Here is a 24,542-nt window from a genome sequence, read left to right on the forward strand (position 1 = left end):
AACGCCCTAGGTTCCCGCCCCCTCCCCGCCTATCCATTCCCTCCCCAATCAGATGGAGCGCTTCATGCTCGGACAGCATTTTGCCCGCGCAGTTCTCATCTTGTTCATGCCACGATTGTGTGCAGTGCTGGCGTTAGCCTCCACGCTGTCCGCTCAAGAGGTTTCTGGCGTTGCACCGTCTGCTTCTGCTAGCGCTGAAGGTGCAGCCTCTAAAGCCACAGTGGCGGAGGTGCAGTTCTTTGAAACCGAGGTCCGTCCCATCTTGGTCGAGCATTGCATTAAATGCCATGGGGATAGACGCCAGGAAGGAAGTCTTCGCCTTGATTCCCGAGAGGCGATGATGCTGGGGGGCGACAGTGGTGCGGCGGTTGCTCCCGACGATTTGGCCAATTCCGCGATACTCGCCGCCGTCCGCTACGAAGACTATGAGATGCCGCCGTCCGGGCAACTCTCGGCCCGAAAAATTGAGGTGCTCGAGCAGTGGATCACCAGCGGAGCACCTTGGCCACTTGAAGAAGGTGCTGGCGGGTTGGCGTTGCGAGAGGACCGTGGTATTACCGAGGCAGATCGCGAATATTGGGCTTTTCAACCACTGGCCCAGCCCGCAGTACCACTGCCAACCTCAGAGACGCGAGTCGATCGAATTCTCTCCGATGTGGATGCCTTCGCGCTCCACGAGCTCGAGCAAGCCGGCCTGGGATTTGCCGAACCGGCCTCTCCTGAAGTATTACTGCGGCGAGTGTACTTTGACCTCGTGGGGGTTCCACCAACACCTAGCGAGGCAAGGCGGTTTTTGGACAATCGTGAGCCCGATGCCTATGCGAAACTGGTGGACGAACTTCTAGAAGACCCTCGTTATGGGCAGAGGTGGGGCCGCCACTGGCTGGACCTCGTACGCTACGCAGAGTCTGACGGCTACAATTTGGATTCAGATCGGCCCACGGCGTACATCTATCGCGATTGGGTTGTCAACGCGTTGAATGACGACATGCCCTACGATCAATTCGTTGCAGCGCAGCTGGCTGGCGATGAATTGTCGCCTAACGATCCGCAAATGTTGGCCGCTACTGGGTACCTACGGAATTGGATTTACGAATACAACCAACGCGACGTTCAAACCCAATGGGACAATGTCCTCAATGACATTACCGATGTGACCGGTGAAGTTTTCTTGGGGCTGGGAATGGGATGCGCCCGCTGCCATGATCACAAGTTCGATCCAATTCTCCAGAAAGACTACTATCGCCTGCGCGCTTCGTTTGCAGCCTTCCTGCCGAGGGATGATCGGCTGTATGCGACGCCTGAAGCGTTGTCGACCTACCATCAAGCCTTGGCTGAATGGGAGGCGCAGACCGAAACGATCCGCGAGCAGCTCCACGAGCTGGAGGAGCCGCTGAGGGCCCAAGCTGCCTCGCTCGCACTCAATCGATTTCCACCCGACGTTCAACCCGCACTCCACAAATCATTCGAAGAGCAGGATGGCTACGAGCGTCAGTTAGCAGATTTCGCTCAACGGCAGATCCAAGTGGAATGGGATCGTCTCGATCCCGCCAAGAAACTCAAGGATGAACAGCGCGAGCGTTGGGTTTCGCTGCAAGCGGAATTGGCGGAGTTCGAAGGTCTCAAACCGCAGGCACCACCTCGCTTGTTGACCGCCGGAGAGGTCGCCACGGTTCCTCCACCGATGTTGATCCCACGCAGTTCAACGCCCGAGCCAATTCTGCCAGCGAGCTTGGAGGTCCAGGGAGGGAAGCCCCTTCTCGGAGACCAAGAGCTAAAGTGGTTGGCTGAAATCGACGACGCGGCGGATCGCTCTCCAGCCGAAGCGATGAAGTTTCCGGCTACCAGCGGGCGCCGCACTGCCTTGGCAGATTGGATCAACTCCCCGGATAATCCCCTCCCGCATCGCGTGATCGTCAATCGCGTTTGGCAGTACCACTTTGGTTCTGGCTTAGTGCCCAACGCGAGCGATTTCGGGCGTTTGGGGCAACCCCCGACTCATCCGGAACTCTTGGACTGGATGGTAGGATGGTTCTTGGAACATGGTCGAAGCTTGAAGCAGCTCCATCGGTTGATCGTAACTTCCTCTGTATATATGCAGGCCTCTCAACGTCCGGAGGCGGAGATGGTGGCAGCCAACGCCATCGATCCTGATAACAAACTGCTTTGGCGTTACACGGGGCATCGGTTGGATGCTGAGCAGATTCGAGACGCCATGTTGGTCGCCGCCGATGCACTCGAGAATCGTGCCGCCGGCCCCAGCGCTGCGCACGATAGTTTTGCAAGGTCGATATTCACGCAGATCAAACGCAATCGACCGCATCCGCTGTTGACCACCTTCGATGCACCGGATGGTTCTAGCAGCGTGGGCAAGCGGCAAGTCACGACCACCCCCAATCAATCATTGCTGCTTACCAACGCTGAGTGGCCGCTGAAGGTCGCCGATCACATGGCCACTTCGCTGCTCGAACAGGCCTCGCACCCGCGTGACCATGTTGTCGCCGCCTATGAACGGTCTTTCCAGCGTTCTCCTAGTTTGCCGGAATTGGAACAAGCCATTCGGTTCATGAGAACAGTGACGGACGACTTAGCTGCATTGTCCCAGCTAGACACGACCAATGAGACATCCGGGAATGGCCAGCCGCAGGTTGGGCAGGGGGAAGCCGCTCTAGAAGATGCCGCCGCCAGCGCCGCTACTAACTCCGAAAACGCAGGCTTGGCAGTTGCCGAGACCGTTCTCGATCCCCCAATGTGGTTCCAGACGCCCAGCTATCAAGTCGCTTTGCGCGATCTTTGTCATGTGTTGTTTAATTCCAGCGAGTTCCTGTACGTAGATTAGTAGAATTTTGTACGTAGAATAAGGTGTGGATCGGCGTGGCCTCTCGAGTGTCTCGAGGGGCCCGTTCCGAAATGGGGTGGGGTGTCCTGATGCTGCGTGGAAGTGAGTGAACCTCCAACATGAAAACTGATGCTGGTAACTCGCCATGAGAGGGCTGTTTGAATAGGAGTACGCCGCGAGATGGATTGTCAATTGAATAGCAAGTTGAATTTCGACGCGGAGGTTGCGTCCCTAATTGCCTTGCAGTGGAAACCACCTTTCCTAGCTCACGCAACTGGGGACTATTTCGACAAACCCTCAACAAACCGGAGAGCAAGTCTGGCATCAGTTGCTGCAATTCGAATGCAGGGACGGATACAGCATTGGAATTGGCATTGGAAAACACTTCTCAAGCAACCGACCGGGAGCAGGAGAAAGTGGTTGCCACAACCGGGGAATTGTAGGGGCATCCTCCCGGGGAAAACTCAATACATCGCTGCTAAGTCATCAAGGCCTCTCGCCAGTGGATACGTGAGTGAATCATGAAACAACTTAACTCCCTTCGACCACGCGGTACCGGGTACGCCTCCCGCCGCGAGATGCTTAAGCTCGCGGGTTCCGGTTTTGGCGCCCTGGCCTTGCAGACGCTCCTGCAACGGGATCTGCTAGCTAATGTGCCAAGTGGAAGCAATGACGGAAATCCGCGCCCACATCATCCTGCCACTGCTAAGAGCGTGATTTTCGTATTTCTGGAGGGTGGCCCAAGTCATCTCGATTTGCTCGACCCCAAACCAGTTCTTAACCAACTCGATGGACAGCCACTCCCGGAGAGTTTTGGTACGGTGATTACTCCCATGGGTGAGTACGGTGCGCCGTTGATGGGGTCGCCCCGAAAGTGGAAGCAGCACGGGGACAGTGGCCTCTGGTTCTCCGACTGGCTGCCGCATATCGCAGAGTGTGCCGACGACATCGCCGTAATTCGATCTTGTTGGGGAAATGGCCTGAATCACTCTAATGGGGTGTGTCAGATGAATACCGGGTCGATCTTTGCCGGACGTCCTTCGCTGGGAGCCTGGGCTTCCTACGGACTAGGTACTGAGAACGAAAGTCTCCCAGGCTTTGTCGTGATCGAAGACAACGTGGGGAAAGTGGTCAACGGTGCACGAAATTGGGGCACTGGATTCATGCCTGCGAGCCTTCAAGGAACTACCATGACGGGCAGTGGAGAGCCAATCCGCTATTTAACCCCGGCAGCTTCGGTAACGTCCGCTCAGCAGTTGGCCAAGCTTGGTTTGCTGGGGCAGCTGAACCGCGAATATGCTGACGCGCATCCCTACGACAGTGAGTTGGAAGCCCGGATACGGTCCTATGAACTGGCCCACCGAATGCAAGCGGAGGCCCCCGAAGCAGTCGATCTTTCCGATGAGACCGAGGATACGCTTGAGCTCTATGGGATCCAGCACAAAACTACCGAGACGTTCGGACGCAACTGTTTGTTGGCTCGCCGCCTAGTGGAACGTGGAGTTCGTTTTGTGCAACTCTATCACGGGGCGGGCAGTCGATGGGATTCGCATGCTAGCATCGAGCAAAAGCATTCGGCTTTGTGTGCGGCCAGCGATCAGCCGGTTGCAGGCTTACTCAAAGACCTCAAACGCCGTGGTCTGTTGGACAGCACGCTCGTTGTTTGGGGAGGTGAGTTTGGGAGAACTCCCATGAGCGAACAAGGGAATGGGCGAGATCACAATTGCAACGGTTTTTCAATGTGGATGGCGGGAGGCGGTGTCCGAGGTGGGCAAGCAATCGGCACTACTGATGAGATAGGCCTGCATGCTATCGAGGATCGTTTGCATATTCACGACATCCATGCGACCATTCTCCACGCCATGGGCCTCGATCATTGGAAGCTTGTCTACGAACACCAGGGGCGGCCGGAACGTGCGACCCAGAACGAAGGCCATGTGTGCTTAAAGGTCTTTAATGGGGAAGTCTTGAATAGGTAAGTAGCTGATGGGTAGGTAGCTTAGCCGAAGTGCCGTTTGGCTTGGCAGGCTGAACGCCTTTCCCCGCCAGTTACTTAGTGCGATTCCTGATCAGGGGTGCTCGTCGGCCCGGTGCAGAACTTCAGGCTCCCGGTGCATACCCTAAGAGCCCTTTGCAGAACTTGAGGAAGAAGCGAGCGAGAGTTGTTCGTTCTTTTAGGCGGTCGTTCGAGAGGGCACTATTCTTTGAGCTGGCCGCTCACCCGCACCAACTCGGCAGCCAAAGCCGCGACGCGCTGCTGGTTTTTGGGATTCTTCAGTTTTCCATCATCCAATTCCTCATGCGCTGCGGCCAAGGCAAATTGCCCTGGAAGCACAGTGACCCCGATGTTGGACAGGATTGAGCGCAAGTGCACCAGCACGCGTAGGCCGCCGAGTGCTCCAGGCGACGCGGCGAAGATGGTAGCGGTCTTGCCCTGGTAGGCTGCCAGGGGCGATTCCCCCGCTGCTTGTCGTGAGACCCAGTCGATCACATTTTTCAGTAGCGGTGGCAGGGAGCTGTTGTACTCGGGAGTGACGATTAGCAACGCGTCGTGGTCCAAGAATAACGTCTTCAGCTTTGTCGCATTCTCGGGAGTGCCAGCCCTCTCAAGATCTTCGTCAAACAGGGGCAACGGGTAATCGGCAAAGTCGATCAACGTCACCACAGCACCAGCCTCTTGGGCTGCATCAGCCGCCACTTTAGCCAGTTGCTTTGTATAGGAGCCTTTGCGGGCGGAACCGGCGAATGCGAGTATCTTGACGCTCATGGCAAATCCAACGGTTTGATGAAGAGGGGAGATTGGTGCGTCGCGCTTCAAACCTGCGCCCACGCTCTGTCGCGCAATAGTGGCGCAACAGGTCGATTACAGCACTCCTGCGAACCGGCTGGCACTAGGCACTGGGCTAGGTCGTCCGCGGCGAAGCGGGAGCATCGTATCGGTACAACTTTGACGCCGACTATTTGCCGTCGAATTGTCCCACTGCAAGCGTCACATTCTGACCACCAAATCCAAAGGAGTTGTTGAGGGCAACTCGTACATCCGTTTCCCTAGCTTGACCTGGAACATAGTCCAAATCGCAGAGGGGATCAGGGTTCTCGAGATTGATGGTGGGGGGAACAACCTTATCTCGTATTGCTAGCAAACAAACGATCATCTCGGTGACGCCTGCGGCCGCAATTAAATGTCCCATCATGCTCTTAGTACTGGACACTGGGACCTGCATTGCACGTTCGCCGAATATGGCTTTGCAAGCGACGGTCTCTACCTTGTCATTAACGGTAGTACTGGTGCCATGGGCATTGACGTACCCTACGGCATCGGGGGAAAGTTGAGCATCTTTGAGGGCCGCGGACATGCAGCCAATGGCGCCACGCCCTTCGGGATGTATGTCGGTAATGCGATAGGCATCGGCGGTACAGCCGTAGCCCAGGACTTCTCCGTAGATTTTAGCACCGCGCTTCTTGGCATGCTCAAGCTCTTCGAGGATTACCACAGAAGAACCTTCGCCCAGCACAAATCCGTCTCGCAAACGATCAAATGGGCGAGAGGCACCGGTGGGGTCTTCATTGTTGCGTGAGAGCGCGGTGAGCAAGCTAAAACCAGTCAATCCGAATGGATGTATCATGCTGTGCGCACCGCCTGCTAGCATTGCGTCAACGGTGCCGGTTCGGATGAGTTCCGTGGCTTCCCCGACTGCTTGGCTACTTGCAGCGCAGGCGGTCAGGCAATTGAGGTTGGGACCTTGGATATCGAGCATATTGGCCACGTGTGCCGAGGGCATGCTCGGTTCCTGTTCCAATTCCAGTTCGGGGTCAAGGATCTCCAAACCGCGTCGCATAAATGCATCGGTATCGAATCCGCTTTCGCCTCGCGTAGCAACGTCCAGCATCGAGGTGAAGTTCTGGAAGTCTTGGTTTCCTTCCCCAGCCCCAAAGTAGACGCCCATTCGGCTACGATCGGTGAGACTCTCCAGGATCCCAGAATCGTCAACTGCCTGGCGGGCCGCACCCGCCGCAAATTTGGCATGCCGACCGCGTTTTTCCCAGACTTTCAACTCTTCACCACAGTGAGAGACATCCCAGCCCCGCACTTCAGCAGCGATGCGCGTGGGATAGTTGGAAGCATCGAAAATTGAGATGTAACCAACCCCGCTTCGCCCATTCGTCAAGGCATTCCATACGGTACTTACATCTGTGCCTAACGGATTGATCATACCCAATCCAGTCACAACAACCCGTCGACGCATATTCCTATTACTCCGCAATCGAGTGCTTACGCTCTGCAAGGACTCCAGGTCGGCCCCGGTTCACCGGCGACTAGCAATCCATGAAGGTCGCAAATCCACCGTTCATTCCCAATAAGCCCAGATCATACCCGGCAGGGAATTACTTCGGTAGTATGCGTATGCCATCAGTCAATAGAGCGCCATTAGGCATCTTTGAGTGAGCGAATCGCTTCGCGAGCGCGATTGAGAAAATCGGACTTGGGCTCGCCAGCTTCCAACCAGATCGGATGTCCGATGGTGATGCTGCTCAGAAGTGGGACCGGCATGTATTCCCCGCGAGGAAGGATCCGGTTGAGATTTTCCATGTAGACCGGAACCAATTCCAAGTCGGGACGCTTTTTGGCTAGGTAGTAAATTCCACTCTTGAATTCGCCCATGGTACCGTCGTCGCCCCGCCCACCTTCGGGGAAGACGATCAGGGAATAAAGGTCGCCGATCTCTCGCACCATCAAGTCCACCGGGCTTTGGTGGACCTTGATTTCTTTGCGATCGATCAGGAGGGCATTGAAGGATTTAGCCAAGAAGCGGCGCCAACGGCTCTTACCCCAGTAGTCTTTGGCCGCTACCGGCCGTGTCAACGTCCGGATCTCAGCGGGCAGCGCCGACCACAGGACTACGGCATCCAAATGGCTCGTGTGGTTGGCAAAATATACCCGCTGACATGTATCGGGCTGACAATCCACCCAACGCACCGTGTAGCCGCTAAAGAACCTCGCCAACAGGATGATGGTTTGACCGGTGATCTTGCACATCCAATTTTGCGGAGTTGGCCTCGGGTGTCCATTGACGCTTTGCGTCTCTGAGGCCTGAGAGCCACTTCGCGGATCGATTGCTGCTGCCACTGGTAAACTTTTCCAATTTACATCCCACTCGCGTTCGGAACCGACACCGATTGTCGGAGATCCCACTGGTGGATTCCCTAACAGAATAGGCCATGCGCCGCTTTTCGGCAACTTACACAAGAATCGCCGATTTTCTATTTCCATGCTTGTGCAGCTGGCAAAGTTGCGGTGGTGAGGTGCAATATGGCCGCGGTGCGCTCCCTTCAGGAATTTCGCGAGCTCACTACCAAGATGTACATACTGGCCTGCCGGAGCCTTAGAATCTATTATGAGCACCTTAACGAATACGCCCCATCGAAGGTTTGTGCCTGAGATGGTTTGTGCCTGAGATGGTTTGTGCCTGATATTACGTAGAGTCCGAAACGAGCGAGCCCATGCCCACTGAAACGTCTCCAGTTCACTTGGCGGTAGACCTTGGTGCCTCCAGCGGTCGAGTACTGGCTGGAAAAGTCACGGAAACTGGTGTGCAATTAGAGGAAATTCATCGTTTCTCCAACGGTGGGCTCGACCTGGGCAAGCGATTGGTTTGGAACCTGCTGGGCCAGTGGGAGCAAATTACCGAAGGGCTCTCCCGAGCTGCCGGAATCTATGGAAAGCGTGTTCGTAGTGTGGGGGCTGACACCTGGGGAGTCGATTATGTGCTGTTGGATCGACAGAATGACATGCTCGGGCCATGTATGCACTACCGTGACGGGCGGACTGCAGGAGTCATGGAAAAGGCCTTTCAGCGTTTGAGCCGGTCCGAGATCTTTCGCGCAACTGGCCTGCAATTCATGGAGATCAATACGGCCTATCAGCTTCTGGCGATGCGATTGGAGGAGTCTCCGCAACTCGATATTGCCGAGCGATTCTTGATGGTGCCCGACTTCCTCCACTGGCAACTCAGCGGCGAGCAGGTCAACGAGTTTACCAACGCCTCCACCACACAACTGCTGGATGTCCAAAGCGGCAATTGGAGTCGTCCAATACTCGACGCATTTGAGATACCCACTCATCTTTTTAGCGAGCCCGTGCAGCCTGGCCACTGCTTGGGGAACATCACACGTGCTCTGCAGATGCGAACCCGACTCGATCGATCTGTTGAAGTGATTGTTCCGGCAACGCATGATACCGGTTCGGCCGTTTTGGCGGTGCCTGCCGACTCCTTTGCCAGTGAGAACCCCGACTGGTGCTATATCAGCTGCGGAACCTGGTCGCTGATGGGAGTAGAATTGGCTCGGCCCGTGTTGAGCGAAGCCTGCCAGCTCCTCAATTTTACAAACGAAGGTGGAGTAAATGGCAGTGTTCGCCTGCTAAAGAACATCGCCGGACTGTGGATTGTTCAGCAATGCCGTGAACAGTGGAAACGAGAGGGGCATGATTGGAGTTGGGAGCATCTCCTCAATCTCGCCTCGCAATCACCAGCGATGTTATCAGTGGTTGATACGGACGATTCCCTGTTCTTGGCACCCGACAATATGCCGGAGGCGGTTTGCGAGTTCTGCCGACGTACCGGGCAACCGGTACCTCAGGACCCTGGAGCAATTGTCCGATGCGCCTTGGAGAGCTTGGCTTTGCGATATCGATTGACTCTCAGTTACCTGGAACAGCTGGTCGGGCACTCCATGAAAACGATCCACATGGTTGGCGGTGGCGTCCAGAACAGGATGCTCTGCCAGTTTGCAGCGGATGCATGTGGAAGACCGGTAGTTGCAGGACCGGTTGAAGCCACTGCAATCGGCAATATTTTGATGCAAGCCATCGGTTCCGGCCAACTAAGCTCGATCCAAGAAGCTCGCCGACTGGTACGACTGGCCAAAGACATCGTGGTCTACGAACCTCAGCCTGCCGGTCGTTGGGATGAAGGTTACGCAAAACTGCAACAGTTCCTGCTGGCTGCCAAGCCGTAGGGTTCAATCCGAGACGACCACCGACAGGCAACGAACGCTCGAACGCGTCCCAGCAGACCACTTGGTTCCTTCAAGCTGGCCGTAGAGTGTCGAATGAGCAGTGGGGTGGCCTAAGAGGAGAGACTGCAGCGTCCACCTAAGTGCGCCATGAGCACCGCCCACCGGTGAATGGGCGGTAGCAGGGGTGGGGCGGCTGAAGACTGCAGTAGTCGCGGTGTTTCATGTGAAACCTTAGCGATGGGCGAAGGCTTTCGCTTTGTTCCATGTGAAACATGCGAGCGACACCTTATCGAGGTTCCCCCAATCCATCGATCTACTCGGATAGAGACGCCGCCGATTGGGATTTGATCAGCCGCTTCCCCCTTGGTCACCACAGCCCGGCCATGGTCGCACGTGGCCTCGCTGAACCCCACGGTGCGCTCGCTACGAGCATCACGAAAGGGGCTGTACTTGGCGAGCTGTGCGACCAGGGGCGCAAGGGAGGTAGCGAAGCGATTCGACTTCGAGACCTAGCAGATGCTTTAAGCGTGGGAGATGGTGGCTTGAGCTGCCGAGCCACCGACGCGGTCTCTCAATTGCCGTCCAGAGGATTGACAACTAAGCCCCCAAGCAACTTCGGATAAAAGTAAGTACTCTTCGCAGGCATGCGCTCGTGGTGGGAGCAGATCTGTCGAATATCCTCGATGCTGGCTGGCATAACGACTGCCGCCAATGCGTACTTGGGCTCGGCAGTTGCGCTAGCGCTAAGTTCCTCCACGACTTCTTCAATCTTGTGCAAGTAGGTAGGAGTTGGGTGGTCCTTCATCTCAAGTAAGTGATCAACGATCAGATGGTGCAGCAAGGACACCCCTAGATTGCACCAAGCATCACTTTGGTCGGCAGCTAGCTCTTTGATTTTATCGTGGGTCAAAGAGTTGGCCGTCACCAGAGTCCACTGTTGGTCCAGAGGGGTGTAGAGTCCTAAGACGCCCTGATCGTCGAACTCCTGAACCTGTTTCCACACGTCATGGGCGGATTGTGTGCCGGTGCCGGCAGGTGCACAGTCAAAGTACTCTCCGAGTCGCGCAACAAGATCTTTTGCAGTCAGATGAGGAACTCCAGGGAACAGGCGATGGGTAGGCAGTACCAGTAGTCCGGGATCGTCCATGCTCATGAGCATGGACAATACAAATTGAGCGGGATGCTCCTCAGACAGTGAGCTACCGTTGGCGGCAACGATTTCATCTCGGTAATCACAAGCCGTCTCGTACCGATGATGACCATCAGCTACGAACATCGGTTTGTCCTCGATTAGATTTGCAACTTGAGCGATCAGCCCTTGGTTCGTAACTGGCCAAAGACGGTGGGTGACCCCCAAGTGATCGTGCGCTTCCAATGCCGCCTTATCGGCAATATAGCCGTCCAATAGATTTTGGGCGGCGTTCTCCGCATCCGGATACAGTCCAAACACTGGGCTGAGATTTGCCTTGCAGGCTCGGGTGAGCCGCAGGCGATCTTCTTTGGCCTTGGGATGAGTGGATTCGTGGGGGAAGATATTCCCTTCGCCGAACCTCGCAAGCTTGATCCGGGACAGGAAGCCGCGGCGAGTGATCGTTGTTCCAGCTAGATCGAAGACTTGATGGTAGACGTAAATGGCTGGATCGGGTTCGTATTGCAAGACCCCATCTCGGATCCATTGTCGAAAAAGCGTTGCTGCCCGTTCATACTGTTTGAGCGGATCTGAGTCGCTGGTTTGCACCTTCGTCAATTCCAGCCGAACAAAACCGTAGGGGCTGGTATCGTAAAGTTGCTGTTGCAATGCCGGGTCGATGACATCGTAGGGTGGTGCGACGACGTCGCTCAATTCTCCCACTTGTGCCAGATTGTATCTCAATCCTCGAAACGCTTGAATCTTTGGCATGGGTGCTTATTTTTCTGAGTGGTAACCGGTGTACGCAAAATTTGAATACAAAAATAATGGAACTGTTTTGTTGTCTCGCTGATGTTCAGCTGAGGCGTGTTGTCGGCTGCCATCCACCTTCAGACACCCCACTCTGCGACAGTGGGAGAGCCATCGGTTCGCTGCAGGGCTCTGCGATATCTTCGACCCCGCGTTACTGGATCGCTTGCATGCGTTGGTTTTGACAAATCACGGACGCGGCTGATAACAACGTCGCTGACAACTGGGCCGCTGAGACTCGGGGAGTGCACTGCTATGCTATTGCCCGAGCCCGTGTTGGTGGTGATCGCTTATCTCCAGTCTGTTAGCCTTTACCGTCTAGCCATGGCTCCTACGTTTCGCCAGGACGAGGGACGCCACGCAAGTGTTCTCGGAGTAAGGAGAGTGTCATTCCTCGTTCGCTTTACCATTTCTGCCCCTGAAAGCAGGAGCAACTTTTCGGGCAGCTATTACGGCAGGAACCCATTTGTTAGTGGGTCTTGCTTGCCTGCCAAGCTTGCCTCGCATGCAGTGCAAATTTGGCAACGCGATCCGCATCCTTGATGCCAGGGAAACTCTCGACACCACTGGCGACATCGACCCCGTCGGCGTGGGTGGTGCGAATCGCATCGGCGACATTTTCGGGCTTCAGGCCACCAGCTAGGATCATGGGGACATTTCCGAGGTCGTCCGGACGAGGCTGCAGTAGATCCCACTGAGCCATTTTTCCTGTTCCTCCGCCGTGTTCTGGAGCGTATGCGTCGACCAAAAAGGCCACCAGTTGCGAATGGTCCTTCCAGCTCTTTGCAAGCAGCGTCTCTTGCTGCCGACCACTCCAGGAGAGGGCTTTGATGATCGGCGTGGTAATTCCCGCCTCTGACAGCAAGGTTGGTGGCTCTTGCCCGTGCAGTTGCAGGACATCAAACGGTACTGCATCTGCCAAGGATCGCAACGCCTCCGCGGCCGGATTCATGACGACGGCTACCGTCAAGAGGCCGAGAGTTTTAGCCTGAACCGCGAATGCTTTTGCCTGCGCCTCAGCAATATATCTACTGCTAGAAGAGACCAAATTAAATCCGACCGCGTCGACTCCCGCAGATGCCAGAGAGTGCAGGTCCTCGAGTCGAGTAACTCCGCAGACCTTGATACGTGGAAAGGGAAGTTGCATAACAAGTCAGCTAATCGGTAGGAGCAGGCGATTGGGGACGTGGCGGCGAGGCTCCCAAGCCCGACTTCAGCCACAGCCCCGCAGTGGTTCAACACTGCAGATCTTACACCATTCACTCCACTTACACCCTTCCCCCACTCAAAAAGTGCCACCCATCTATTCCATTGCCAGCCCCCCCTCCCCGAAAGGTGCCACCCATCTTCCATCTGTTGCTAGCAATCCCCGATAGGTGCCATCCATCTCTCGCGGATTGTCAAGTAGGTGTCAGCCAGATTTTAATTGACGGCAGGTGACAGAATGTTAGACTGAACCGGTGCTCCTAGGAGGTGCTTGTGATGAGTAGACCCAACCGTAATGAACAATTTCAAGCGGGCGAAGTCTGTATCGTGCATGCCATACAACGTTGTGTACGAAGAGCGTTCCTGACTGGCGTCGACCCCGTCTCTGGTAAGGATTACTCCTTCCGCCGCGAGTGGATCCGGCGACGGATGGAAGCCCTCGCTTCCGCGTTCGGCATAGACGTACTGACCTATGCCATTCTCAGCTCACACCTCCACATCATCTTGCGAAATCGTCCCGACGTGGTTGCCCTGTGGTCGGAGGAAGAGGTTGCCCAGCGGTGGCTGAAAGTCTTTCCCGGGCGTCGGTTTGAGGAGCATTTGGCAGAGCCCACCGAGGCCGATGTGCAGGCGTTAATTAGAGACCAGGAGCGCATGGCGGTGATTCGCTCGCGTTTGTCTGATATCTCTTGGTTTATGCGAGCTCTGGCCGAGCCTGTCGCGCGGCTCGCGAACGCTCAAGAGAAATGCACGGGACGATTCTGGGAAGGCCGCTTCAAAGCACAACGGCTCGCCGACGAAGCGGGCTTGCTGGCCTGCGCCATGTATGTCGACTTGAATCCCATTCGAGCGGCGATGGCCGAGTCCCCGGAACAAGCCGAACACACCTCAGCCTACGATCGCATCCAGGCTGAGCGGGGCGCAAAGATCGATTCAGCAGCCTTCGATCTACGGGCGGTGCCCACCGCCGAAGCGGGGAAGAAAATACGCGAGACACCCGTGCAGCAGCGGATGCAGGAACAAAAGGCGAAACGTCGCAATCCCACCGGCAAGCGTGTCTTGCGAGACAGCTGGCTGGCACCTCTAGAACTGGCCAGTCAAACGTTGTCGAACGACCCGCAGGCTCATGCGGGCGGATTGCGAGCCAGCGACCGCGGCTTCTTGTGCATGGACTGGAGTAAGTACCTGGAGCTACTGCAGTGGACGGCGGCCCAGCGTATTAAGCAGGCCGCCTCCAAAGTACCGCAGCGACTGCAGTCGGCTTTAGCGTCGACTGGGATCGAGGTCTCGATGTGGCGTGACTTGGTGTGGGATTACAAACGCTACTTTGGCCGGAGTACCTGTGCGGGGCGCCCGAGTACCATGTCCGCCGACGCACGTCGGCACAATCGGCGTTGCCATCACGGCCAGCAGAAGGCCAGCGAGTGCTTTCTCGCATCTGGGTAGCCCCCTTCTTGCTGCCTCCTGCCAGCTAGCCCCCATTTTCCGACGATCTCCTGTGCAGCACGCGATCGCTGTGCGCTCGCCTAGCTCGCCGCTGGAAGACGACGGCCTCTTTCTGCAAGACACCGCCTCTCATGCGGGGTCTCATCGTCCAACAAGCGACGCCTTTGCTAGCACAGAGCTCGCGCCAGCAGCAGCTTCCCCCGCGAATCAGCCAAAAGGTGCCATCCACATTGGCCAATCAGTGGATGGCACCTATCGGGATCAACGTCAACAATCTAGTCGAGGGGTGGATGGCACTTTGGGAGCCGCTCAGCTTGCCAGTATCTTGAAAGTCGTGCGATCGACGAGCTAGTTGTGCATCCCCTTCCAAAGATGCTGTGGTTCGACCAGCCGCTCGACCTACTTTGCGTTTTGAGTGGTCATTTCATGCGTTGCGCCTTTGGAGAGTTTCGCTCTGGCACGGCAGTAGCCACGAGTATCTAGGGCGATATCTCCGAGAGCATGACCGGGCAAGAGCTGCTGACTCGATCGACAGCACTTTGACAGGAGGCTTCCTTGCCATCTCGCAGTGCCTCTCTCATGGCAGCCCAAAGCACAGCACAATCGCGGCAGTGTAGGTACGACCAAAGAGTCCTTTGTGCTTTTCAAAACGTCAGCGGTGCGATGTTCGCAGAAACGCTCAGCAAACGGCAACCCGGGCGAGGACAGAAATCCGCTGAAGGCTTCCCCAAAAGTGAAGTTGCCGCGGTCGGCGGAATTGGAGCAAGATGCCATGAGAAAACCCTCCTTGGTCACACTGTTTCGGCAAGCAGCAACCTGGGAGGGCTTCGAACAATGTGAGACCTTGTAGGGGGCGCTTCAAGATTGATCGTCCTGCGTCGGCAATTTCAAATGAGATCGCCGACCTGCAGATAGATCTCTTGAAGACAGACGCGAAATTTGGTCACCAACGACTGTGCCATTCGTGGATGGCACCTATTGGGAATAGTGGAAGATGGGTGGCACCTATAGTGATTGGGAATAGTGAAAGATGGGTGGCACCTATAGTGAAAGGGCACCTATGGGGGGCACATGTGCGAGATAGGTGGATGGCACTTTGGGAGCTGGGAGTGAAAGGGAAGGGGGGAGCGTTGAGGGGGCGTCAATTGGGTGGGGCGAAAGAGTTTTAGGTAGGAAACGGGATTTATGTCAAACTTTAACGGTTCTACGGACGATAACGATTGAAGAGTCTCTAGCGATTGTGCGTTGTTCGACGGTAGGGACAGCGGAATGGTCGAGGCAGTGAGTTGAAAAAGATCCCATGGAGGGGTAACGTGGCAGCTACGAATCGGTGCCAAGGTGCAAGCGACGCGCGAACCTTGAGAAGGCGGGCCACTTGGTGTGGTGTCGTTTTCGCGCTGGCAGTTCTGCTGACCACGCTGAATTTCTTGCCGCCGCTGCAGATCCAGTACTTGGTGCGCTCCGAGGTTTTGCTTTCTCCCTCACGGCTCGAGCGGTTGCAAGCCGCCCTGGAGCTACAGTCGAACTCAGAGGAGTCTGTCGGGCAAAGTCCTGTGCTCTTGACCGGTATCTCGGTGCTAGATGAGACGCCGCTGGACTCTGCTCGCCAAGATGGGAATCAGCGTCTCTTCCTCGTCGAGGTCAGTAGTCGTTGGAATCGTGGCTATACCGTTCAACGCCACGAGGCCTGGCTGAAGAAGCTGACCAAGTTGGAGGCATCGGATCTAGTTGTGGACTCCGAGGCTGCGAGCAACGGAAGGTTGTTAGCTTGGCAGTTGGAGACGACCAAGCATTATCTAATGCGACACGATTTTCTGAATACTCCCGAACCTCTAGCGGGAGACGACAACGAGCATACTTTCGCACTGGCAGCGCATGCCAATCGGGTGCCTGTGCACATGGCATCCCAATCCTCGGCTGAGGCTCCCACGCCCAGTTCAAATGCTGCTGAATCCGAGGAACGTCAGCAGCTCGAAGCTCAGCTGTTCGAGCTCAGCTCTGCGGCGAAACGCAACACCCAGCAAGTGCAGCAGCGGATTGCAGATTCCGCGGGAGTCCTGGAAATCGCACAGCTTCCCGAGTTGGCCGCACGCAGTACAACATTTCCATTGTGGATGGCAGCCAGTGTCATTATTGTTGGGTTGTCGGCGGGAGCGTCGGCAGGTTGGACGCAATTTCACCTGCAATCTGGAGGCGCCCATGATCCACCGCGAGTGGCAACAGCGCTGGCCTTCGAAGGGGTGCCGATTGTGGCGGAAGTGCAACTGCATTCACACGCAGATGGCCGGGAGACCTGGATCGATTCAGCGAGTCACAAGGCAACTGCAGCCAAACGTGCATTTGCTAGACAGCTGACGCGATTTAGTGAGTGGGCCCTTTGGTTTTGGATGTACATGATTGTATTGCGATTCGTGTTGGATCCGCTGTGGCGGGACGTCTTCTTTACGAGTCCCCTGGCTGCATTTTGTCGATTGTTTCAAGGCATGCCTTGAGAGGCTGGCCAGTTGGCGAGCTCATTAGAAGTTTTCGGACGTAGAAGTTATTGGTCTTCAGGTGAAGGGATTCTCCAGATGCTGCAAACACAAAATCATTCAACCACTTTGGTCAGCACTGCGTCCTCGACGAGAACGCCTGTCTTGGATACACGCACAAATTCGGGTTTGTTGAAACTCATGTGGGCGGGCTAGCTCGCGGTTCCACCCGGAACCAATGCTTTACGACTCCTTTCTGCAGCGCGATTTCTAAGTTGCGACGCAGCACTAGATACGCGTTACTCTACAAAATCGAAACCGTTTCGAACTCTGGATTACTATGTACGCTGAAATATTTCAATCGCCTGCTCGCCCCTTCCGCGCTACCCCGGATACAGGTTTCTACTTTCCGCACGAGAGCATAGAAGCGGCTCGGCAAACTGCCATGCGAGCGACGCTGCGGGCGGAGGGCCCCGTCTTGATTATGGGAGGTGCGGGGCTCGGCAAGAGCTTGCTAGCCGGAGTACTAGCTGAAGACCTCTCGACGCGATTGGATGTCCTAATGCTACATTCTGCTCGCCTGTGTAGTCGTCGTGCGCTGTTGCAGAATATACTCTTCGAGCTGCAATTGCCCTATCGCGATCACTCCGAAGGAGAGCTGAGGCTGTCGATCCTTGATCGGTTGGAGCCATCTCCTGAGACGGCCCCCGATGGCGTGCTCATTATCGTGGATGAAGCGCATACACTGCCCGTCAAATTGCTCGAAGAATTGCGGATCATCACCAACTTTACTCGCAATAGTCAGCCACGTGCGCGCCTGTTGTTGTTGGGGAACCTGCAGCTGGAGGATGTGTTTGCCCAGCCCAGCATGGCATCGTTCAATCAACGGTTGGCTGCTCGCTGCTATTTGCAGTCAATGACACGGAAACAAACGCACGAGTATATCCAACACCAATTTGCAGTGGTTGGGGTGCGGGCATCGGAGGTCATTACCCATGATGCGATGGATATCGTGCACTCGGCCTGCGAGGGCTTGCCAAGGATCACCAATCAATTAATGGATCACGCCCTAGTATTAGCCGTTTCTAACAATCAGTCGCCAATATCTGCAGGTCTAGTCGAAGAGGCGTGGGCCGATCTACAGCAATTGCCCGCTCCGTGGCACGTCGGCGAACAGTCCGCGAAGGGCAATACCGGATCGGCTGTCGAGTTTGGCGCCTTGGATGAGCAGCCTGCGACAAGTTCAATCGCGTTTACTGCACCGACAGAAGCGAGTGCTGCACCGCAAGTCGAGGTCTCCAGTGAAGCGAGCCCGGAGATTGCCGTCTTCGAACCTCAAGCGGAAGACGTGGATTTCGATCAAGAGTCGGATAGCTATGCCTTGGAACCAGTAGACAATGTTGGGACGCCAAACTTTTTTGCCGCGTTTGATTCGCTACACTCAGCATCGCAGGAACAGCAGCCCACTCAGACGCTGGGAGATTCTGTCTCCCAATGCGTCTCTGCCAAGGGTGCGCAAGATGGACAGGTTGATGCAGCTGAGCTGGCGGTTGAACTGCTATCGTCCGGCGTAGAAGATGCATCGTCACCAGAACCGTTGGAGTCTTCCGTGTGTAGGGCGGACGCCCCAGAGAGTACTACCGACGCCGAAAAGTACGGGTTGGAAAGCGGCTTCTTGGGAAAACGCCCGACCGACGAGCAGATGATTGCTTTGGTGGATGAGCAAGCCGAGTATGAAGCGATGGGCGTGTGGGATAGCGAAATCCCATTCAAAGTTTGCCAGCCTGAAAGCGACGAAGTGAAATCGTCGAAGGAGTTGGCATCAGAGCCGACACATACTATTCACCAAGCGTTGTCTAGCATCGTCGATTCGGCCCGCATCTTTGGCGACGACTATGAAGATGAATTGCTGATCCCCTACTCCAGCAGTTTAACTACCGAAGCCTATATTAGTCAGTCTGCGGAGCCCATTGAAGCTCCGCTACCGACTGCTTTGCCGGGTCAGCAGGACCTGGAAACTGAAGCCGCAGAGTATATTGCAGAGATCGAAGGATTCGTAAACTCAACTCGACAGGCCGATTCTGAATCGCAAGTGGACGCTGTAACTGTCGAGCAAGTCTTGCAGGGGCTGGCTTATACGGAAAACGAGTCGGCTGGCGAAGAGGGGGCTTCCCTCGACCAGCTCACGCTTCAGGCTGATTCTTGGTCGGTGAACGTCAATTCCTCCGATTTGTCACGGGAGTTGGATTTGCAGAACGAGATCGAAGATATCGTTTCGCAGCTCAACTTTTCAGCTTTCTCCGTTGAACCCCAGTCACCAGAACAGCTTCCTGCGGAGATGCCTGTCGACGAGTCCCAGCCGTTGGGAGCCTTGACGAGTTCGAGAAATGAGCAGGTCTATCTACTCCATAAGTCGAATGCCAACCACGAAGATTTGTTCACGCAAACGGCTGAGTATGATGATGATCGTGATCTGCTAATAATTGAGGAGGACGTTCCCGTAAGTGCAAAAGCAACTGAGCAAGGGGCCTCTGATAAAGGGACCAAGCCAACTGCACCCTACAGCCAGTTGTTCGCAAGATTGCGCAAGTAGGAAGGAATGGATGTTCCGTTTGGGCCTCGATAGGAAGCAACGGTATGAATTTGAGTATTGGTTCGGAGCACAAAAGTCGAAGCCAAGCAAGCCAGGGATCTCAAATCGACGACTGGGCGTGCTCGCTAGTGAATAGTGTGGCGGGGTGTGCAGTCGTGGGGGTAATGAGCGGTAGCCGATTTCCCAATGACCGCCGAACGGTAGATGGCTTAGCAACGAAGCTGGCAAGCTCGTTGCAAAGCAAGGTTGCGGATCCACGCATGCTGCTTCTGCGGCTCAATGTGTTTCACAGCACAAACTTGGAGCGCCAGGTCGATCAGTCCTCGAATGCTCCCAAACCAACACGTTCTCCGTTTGGAGCATGGTCTGATGTGGAAGTCCCGGTTCCGATCGGACGCACTGCATCCTGGTCACTTGAGCGACTGCCGCACTGGGTATGGGCCTGGCGGCGCAGTTTCGGATTGATCGCTATCGATCTGGGGCCAATGCACCAAGTTCCAAGCCGAATTCTCGGTCGTTTGTGCGATCACGCATTCATTCTGCTAGGGCCCGATTCCTGCGCCTCGCCCGATTGGATTAAGACTCAAATCGATTGGCATCGACGCAGTGGCGTTACTGTGGCCGGGACCCTGGTCACTTCCATGACTTACGCCTCGGAAGTCGACCGCGAGGTCTCGCCATCGGTAAAGCTTGGGGAGCAACGCCGCGCTGCTTAACGGGCTGTTGACTTAATAGCAATTTAAGTTTTAATGCGGAGCTAGTGGCTCTAATTGCCTGGTAGCGGAGGTTATCTTTCCTTGCTCACGCGGCGGGTTACTATTTCAACAGCCCGTTAAGCGTGTTGTAGGGTAGACGCGGTGTAGGGCCAATTGCGGGTAAGCGGTGCGTCGTGCCGCTGGAGTTTTAGGGAAGTTGGACGTGCACCAGTAGCGGCTGGTGATCGCTGGCGAATCGTCCGCTGGCGGTCTTGGGATCCAGCGTCTGAAACGAGTCAACCTCGACGTCTCCCGCAAAAAACACATGATCAATTCGGCGTCCTTCGCTGATCTCTTTAAAGCTGTTGAACGTGCCAGTTGCTCCGGTGGGTGGATGAGCACTGTGGGAGAGCGCATCCAACAGCGTTGAGCTTGCGTCTTCCGGTGGGGCCGCCAGGGCACGCAGTGGTTCGGAATCGTGCAAAGAGTTAAGGTCACCGACCAAAACAGCGGGACGCGATTTGCGGTGGGTCGCAATCCAGTCGCGAATCAGAGTTGCCGATTGTTTACGAGCTTCTGCACCGCGATGGTCGAAGTGGGTATTTACGAATAGCAGTGGTTTCTGAGTCTGCTTATCGATCAGCGAAATCCAGCTTGCAACGCGCGGGAGAGCAGCATCCCAACCTCGGCTGCCAACCGTCTCCGGCGTTTCGCTCAACCAGAACGTCCCTTTATCGGAGACTTCAAAGCGTTCTTTACTCCAACCGATGGCGGTCATTTCTCCGCCGGTTTCTGTCCCATCGTCGCGTCCCACGCCGTACCACTCCAGGCTGGGCGTGTTCAGCTTTACGAACTCAAGCTGTTTGGCCACAACCTCCTGTAAACCAATCAGTTCGCCGCGACGGATGGTTTCGACAACCTTATCACGACGATTGTCCCAAACGTCGAGACCGTCTCCTTTGTTCAAGTAGCGAACGTTGTAGGAGAGGATAGCAATGGACGGCTTATCTGTCTTCGACAGACTGTCGGCACTTTGCGTTGCAGGCGGGGATTGCGCAGCGGTCGTCGATATGAGTTGTGCGACTACAAGAAGGCAACCCAATAGGGCTTGGAGCATCGGATGGGACATCATGAACCTTTGAGTGTATAGGTCAATCTGGATTTTGTTTTTTACGTTTGCGTTTGGGGATACCTGCGAGATAGGACCTCCCCGAATCCACCAGGCAGCTCCCCCGAATCGCCTCTCGCCCGAGCAGCATGCGGAATCCCATTGAGTCGCGATTGGCGAGCGTTAATTCTATCTGCCAAGCCCGGCCGAATAAACGCACTTGGGTTAAGATCACGGGTCTTTCGGCGGATTCACCGCTGGAACTTCGAACGTGTCGGTACTCGAGCAGGGGAGCCTCGGTTTCGACAACTTTCGACTCACTTCTTTGGCGTGGATGCACTTTGAACCGAATGAATTCTCGGCCTTCGTGTTGAAAGGGCTCGATGTCGTAAGCGTGCAGGCTGGACGACCTGGCACCGGTGTCAACTTTGACTTTGATATTCCGAATCCCGAGCTCCGGCAGCGTGACAAACTCACGCCAGCCAATCGTTAGCTGTGGCTCCTGGATTTCCCCTGGAACATTCATTGCATTGAGTCCTTGCGTTCTTGTTGCAACTACAGCAGGCATACCGATGATGAGCCTGAGGCGGTGCCGGGCTATTTAGGGATGGGGGAGGTCTGGGAGACTGCCTCGCGTTGGGCAATGATCTTGTCCAATTCAGCTTTGAGCTTGCCCAGGATTTCATCGTAGGGAAACGCCCCTAAGGATTCCTCGCCCTTCTTGAGGTTGACGCGTGTGGGGCCGCACCACAGACCGAGATCGGCGTCATCCGTTTCACCGGGTCCGTTGACTCGGCACCCCATGACAGCGATGGTAATTGCGTGATTCTTGGCATACTGCGTCATCTCCTTGACATCCTGTGCCAATTCCACGAAGGCTTCGTTTTCTACGCGAGAGCAGCTCGGGCATGAGATGATATTCAGCGCCGTGGGATCGAGTGCGACGACACTTCTTAATCTGCCAGCGTAGATATCGTCGAGGATACTTCGACCGGCTTGGATCTCTTCCGGCTTGCGTGGGTTGGGCACAGTCAGTGAGACGCGAATGGTATCGCCAATGCCTCGTCCAATAAGCTGTTCGAACGCAATTCGCGTTTTGATGATTCCATCGGGCGGCAAACCTGCTTCGGTGACGCCCAAATGGAGCGGGATGTCTGGTCGCCGAGCTGCAAATTGCTGGTTGATGGTAACGACTTGCGACGGATCGCTGTCTTTCATCGAGACGACGAAGCGGGTGAACCCCAGCTCCTCCAGGTACTCGCAGTGTTCCAGACCACTTTCCAAAATGGGGCCAATCGCGTCGGCAGGATCGAATTTCGATTTTTTGGCGGGATCGATACTGCCGCAGTTGACGCCAATGCGGATCGCGCAGTCATGCTCTTGAGCCACGTTGGCGATGAACGCGACTTTTTCTTGCCAGGGACGAGACTTCTCGTGGTGATACAGGTGTCCCGGGTTATATCGGATCTTGTCGACGTGGGGCGCGACCTTCGCGGCGAGGCGATAGTTTTCTTGAAGGTCGACTGAGAGGTTGGCTGACGTTTGAGCGCGGATCTCAGCCAGCGCGGCAGCATCTTTGTCGCTATCTACGGCAATGCGGACGATATCAGCACCGGCGGCGTGAAGTGCGTTGACCTGACCGACCGTGGCATCGATATTCTGAGTATGCGTGGCTGTCATACTTTGGACAGAGATGGGGTGTGCGGCACCAATTTCGATCGAGCCAATTCGAACGCTGCGCGTTGGATTGCGTGAAATTCTCATGAAACGCTTTAGAGTGTGGGGAAGACCAATTGGACGAGAAGGAGAGTGCTTCAGCCAAGGGCTGCAGGGCAATCGCAAGGGGAATCCCCCGAGTGGCTTCACATTCAAGGATTTAGTATTCTACCGCACTTCCGGTCGCAAACTAGCGAGGTACGATAGGGCGACGCAAGTTTTGCTACCTTCGACCATTGGAAAAGCTTTCCTACACCCTGGAATGCATTAAACTGAGAACGGCACGCACCGTTCGCCGTGGCCCCAGTTGCCACTAGAAATGCGGCACTGGAAAGCAGGCGGCATGCGTTCCCTACGACTTCCTTACGCTACGATTTCGTTACGAATCGTGATCCGTGAAAAGCACTGAAAACCTATGCATATGATTGATCGCCCACGAATTCGAATCACCACTACTCTCCCTCGGCTAGCCTGGCAGGCGGTGGCTATGGCCAGCCTTGCATGCTGGATTGCAACCGGCAGCTCGATCTTACAGGATGCTGCAGCGCAGGATGCGGTGTCCTCCTCGCTCGACGCGGCAGCGCAGGGGGGGGCACTGCAGGTCTATCCGCTCGATGTGACCCTCAATAAAGAGGGCAATGCCTTTGTAGCAGACCGCTCTTTGCACGGAGTATGGCAGTGGAAAGATGAGAAACTATCGATCCTGTTCGAAGGCTCGCCCAAGTTTCGTACCCCTCTGAATGCCGCTTATTCGATTGCCACCGACGTTGACGGGACGCTATTGGTTGGTGATTCAGCCACGCGAGAGGTTTATCGCATCGGTGACGACGCGGTGCCAAAACCGATTACGGGGGGCAAAATCGGAATTCCCATCGACATTGCCGTGAAGTCGGACGGAACGATCTATGTCGCTGATTTGGAGCTGCGAAGACTCGTGCGCATACCTGCCGGAACCGGCGATGTCGAAGCGGTGGCAAGCGTCAATCCACGCGGTGTGTTCGCGGATCATCAAGACCGCGTTTGGGTCGTTTCTCAGAATCCGCAGCAGTTGCTAATGGTGTCCGACGCGGGGGAGGTGACAGCGATTGTCAAAGAACGCACTTTTGAATTCCCTCACCAAGTCGTGGTGAATCGAGCCGGCGAAGCCTTTGTCACTGACGGCTATAAGAAAGCGATATGGAGAGTTAAGCCAGGAGCAGCCGCTGAAGTCTTCAGCAGCGGAGCTCCTTTGGATGGGCCAGTCGGTATTGCGTTGGATGCCAACGACCAACTCGTGGTGGTCGATCCGCGGGCTCAAGCGGTGTTTCGCATCGATGCCGACGGGAAGGCAGAAGAGTGGTTCAAAATCCAAAAATCGAAGTAAGGCTCTGCCTCGATTCTCGATTGAATTTTCAGATTGCATGCCTGTGGGGCACAAACTCTGTGCTTGGGGAAGAGCTTGCGTGGGAGGCGTTAAAACGAACTCGTGGCCTAGTTGAAACAATCCATCCCTGCATGAGCGGATATATGTGT

General features: G+C 55.5%; 16 protein-coding genes. 8 read left to right on the plus strand and 8 right to left on the minus strand.

The features are described from left to right. The first annotated feature begins 64 nt into the window (after positions 1-64). Positions 65-2,839: a PSD1 and planctomycete cytochrome C domain-containing protein gene (locus Q31a_RS10380; protein WP_197356622.1), complete on the plus strand. Its 2,775-nt coding sequence runs from the start codon at positions 65-67 to the stop codon at positions 2,837-2,839. 521 nt (positions 2,840-3,360) lie between these two features. Further along, a complete protein-coding gene (locus tag Q31a_RS10385; protein WP_145077267.1) occupies positions 3,361-4,818 on the plus strand; it encodes a DUF1501 domain-containing protein in 1,458 nt (485 codons plus the stop codon). 218 nt (positions 4,819-5,036) lie between these two features. On the opposite strand, the gene Q31a_RS10390 is transcribed toward Q31a_RS10385, so the two are convergent. The 3 genes from Q31a_RS10390 to Q31a_RS10400 all read right to left on the minus strand — a co-directional run bounded on the left by Q31a_RS10390 (position 5,037) and on the right by Q31a_RS10400 (position 8,033). Next, positions 5,037-5,606, minus strand: a complete 570-nt coding sequence (locus tag Q31a_RS10390) for an NADPH-dependent FMN reductase (protein ID WP_145077270.1) — start codon at positions 5,604-5,606, stop codon at positions 5,037-5,039. Between the two features lie 190 nt (positions 5,607-5,796). Next, complete coding sequence (locus Q31a_RS10395; protein WP_145077272.1) at positions 5,797-7,086, minus strand: beta-ketoacyl-[acyl-carrier-protein] synthase family protein; 1,290 nt, start codon at positions 7,084-7,086, stop codon at positions 5,797-5,799. A gap of 182 nt (positions 7,087-7,268) precedes the next feature. Further along, entirely contained in the window at positions 7,269-8,033 is a 765-nt protein-coding gene (locus Q31a_RS10400; protein ID WP_231691141.1) for a lysophospholipid acyltransferase family protein, read from the minus strand. 308 nt (positions 8,034-8,341) lie between these two features. Between Q31a_RS10400 and Q31a_RS10405 the strand changes: the two genes are divergently transcribed. Further along, positions 8,342-9,856: a rhamnulokinase gene (locus tag Q31a_RS10405; protein ID WP_145077274.1), complete on the plus strand. Its 1,515-nt coding sequence runs from the start codon at positions 8,342-8,344 to the stop codon at positions 9,854-9,856. Between the two features lie 571 nt (positions 9,857-10,427). On the opposite strand, the gene Q31a_RS10410 is transcribed toward Q31a_RS10405, so the two are convergent. Next, positions 10,428-11,756 (minus strand): DUF1015 domain-containing protein, encoded by a 1,329-nt coding sequence (locus tag Q31a_RS10410; RefSeq protein ID WP_145077277.1) that lies wholly within the window; start codon positions 11,754-11,756, stop codon positions 10,428-10,430. Positions 11,757-12,264: 508 nt separating this feature from the next. Continuing rightward, positions 12,265-12,942: a phosphoribosylanthranilate isomerase gene (locus Q31a_RS10415; RefSeq protein WP_145077279.1), complete on the minus strand. Its 678-nt coding sequence runs from the start codon at positions 12,940-12,942 to the stop codon at positions 12,265-12,267. 335 nt (positions 12,943-13,277) lie between these two features. Between Q31a_RS10415 and Q31a_RS10420 the strand changes: the two genes are divergently transcribed. From Q31a_RS10420 to Q31a_RS10435, 4 genes are all read left to right on the plus strand, one after another. After that, positions 13,278-14,447, plus strand: a complete 1,170-nt coding sequence (locus Q31a_RS10420; protein ID WP_145075508.1) for a hypothetical protein — start codon at positions 13,278-13,280, stop codon at positions 14,445-14,447. Between the two features lie 1,313 nt (positions 14,448-15,760). Beyond that, complete coding sequence (locus Q31a_RS10425; RefSeq protein ID WP_145077281.1) at positions 15,761-16,939, plus strand: hypothetical protein; 1,179 nt, start codon at positions 15,761-15,763, stop codon at positions 16,937-16,939. A 319-nt stretch (positions 16,940-17,258) separates the two neighbouring features. After that, a complete protein-coding gene (locus Q31a_RS10430; protein WP_145077283.1) occupies positions 17,259-19,511 on the plus strand; it encodes an ExeA family protein in 2,253 nt (750 codons plus the stop codon). Between the two features lie 44 nt (positions 19,512-19,555). Continuing rightward, positions 19,556-20,227, plus strand: coding sequence for a hypothetical protein (locus tag Q31a_RS10435; RefSeq protein WP_145077285.1), 672 nt, complete (start codon positions 19,556-19,558; stop codon positions 20,225-20,227). A 187-nt stretch (positions 20,228-20,414) separates the two neighbouring features. Here Q31a_RS10435 and Q31a_RS10440 read toward each other — a convergent pair whose 3' ends face one another. From Q31a_RS10440 to ispG, 3 genes are all read right to left on the minus strand, one after another. Further along, positions 20,415-21,338 (minus strand): endonuclease/exonuclease/phosphatase family protein, encoded by a 924-nt coding sequence (locus tag Q31a_RS10440; RefSeq protein WP_145077287.1) that lies wholly within the window; start codon positions 21,336-21,338, stop codon positions 20,415-20,417. Positions 21,339-21,357: 19 nt separating this feature from the next. After that, positions 21,358-21,840 (minus strand): ATP-dependent zinc protease family protein, encoded by a 483-nt coding sequence (locus tag Q31a_RS10445; protein WP_145077289.1) that lies wholly within the window; start codon positions 21,838-21,840, stop codon positions 21,358-21,360. Positions 21,841-21,911: 71 nt separating this feature from the next. Beyond that, positions 21,912-23,078: a (E)-4-hydroxy-3-methylbut-2-enyl-diphosphate synthase gene (gene ispG, locus Q31a_RS10450; protein ID WP_145077291.1), complete on the minus strand. Its 1,167-nt coding sequence runs from the start codon at positions 23,076-23,078 to the stop codon at positions 21,912-21,914. Between the two features lie 373 nt (positions 23,079-23,451). Between ispG and Q31a_RS10455 the strand changes: the two genes are divergently transcribed. Beyond that, the gene (locus tag Q31a_RS10455; protein WP_145077294.1) at positions 23,452-24,393 is read left to right on the plus strand and encodes an NHL repeat-containing protein; all 942 of its coding nucleotides are present in this window, start codon (positions 23,452-23,454) and stop codon (positions 24,391-24,393) included. Positions 24,394-24,542 lie beyond the last annotated feature (149 nt).

This window comes from Aureliella helgolandensis (assembly GCF_007752135.1).
GTDB classification, from domain to species: Bacteria; Planctomycetota; Planctomycetia; order Pirellulales; family Pirellulaceae; genus Aureliella; species Aureliella helgolandensis.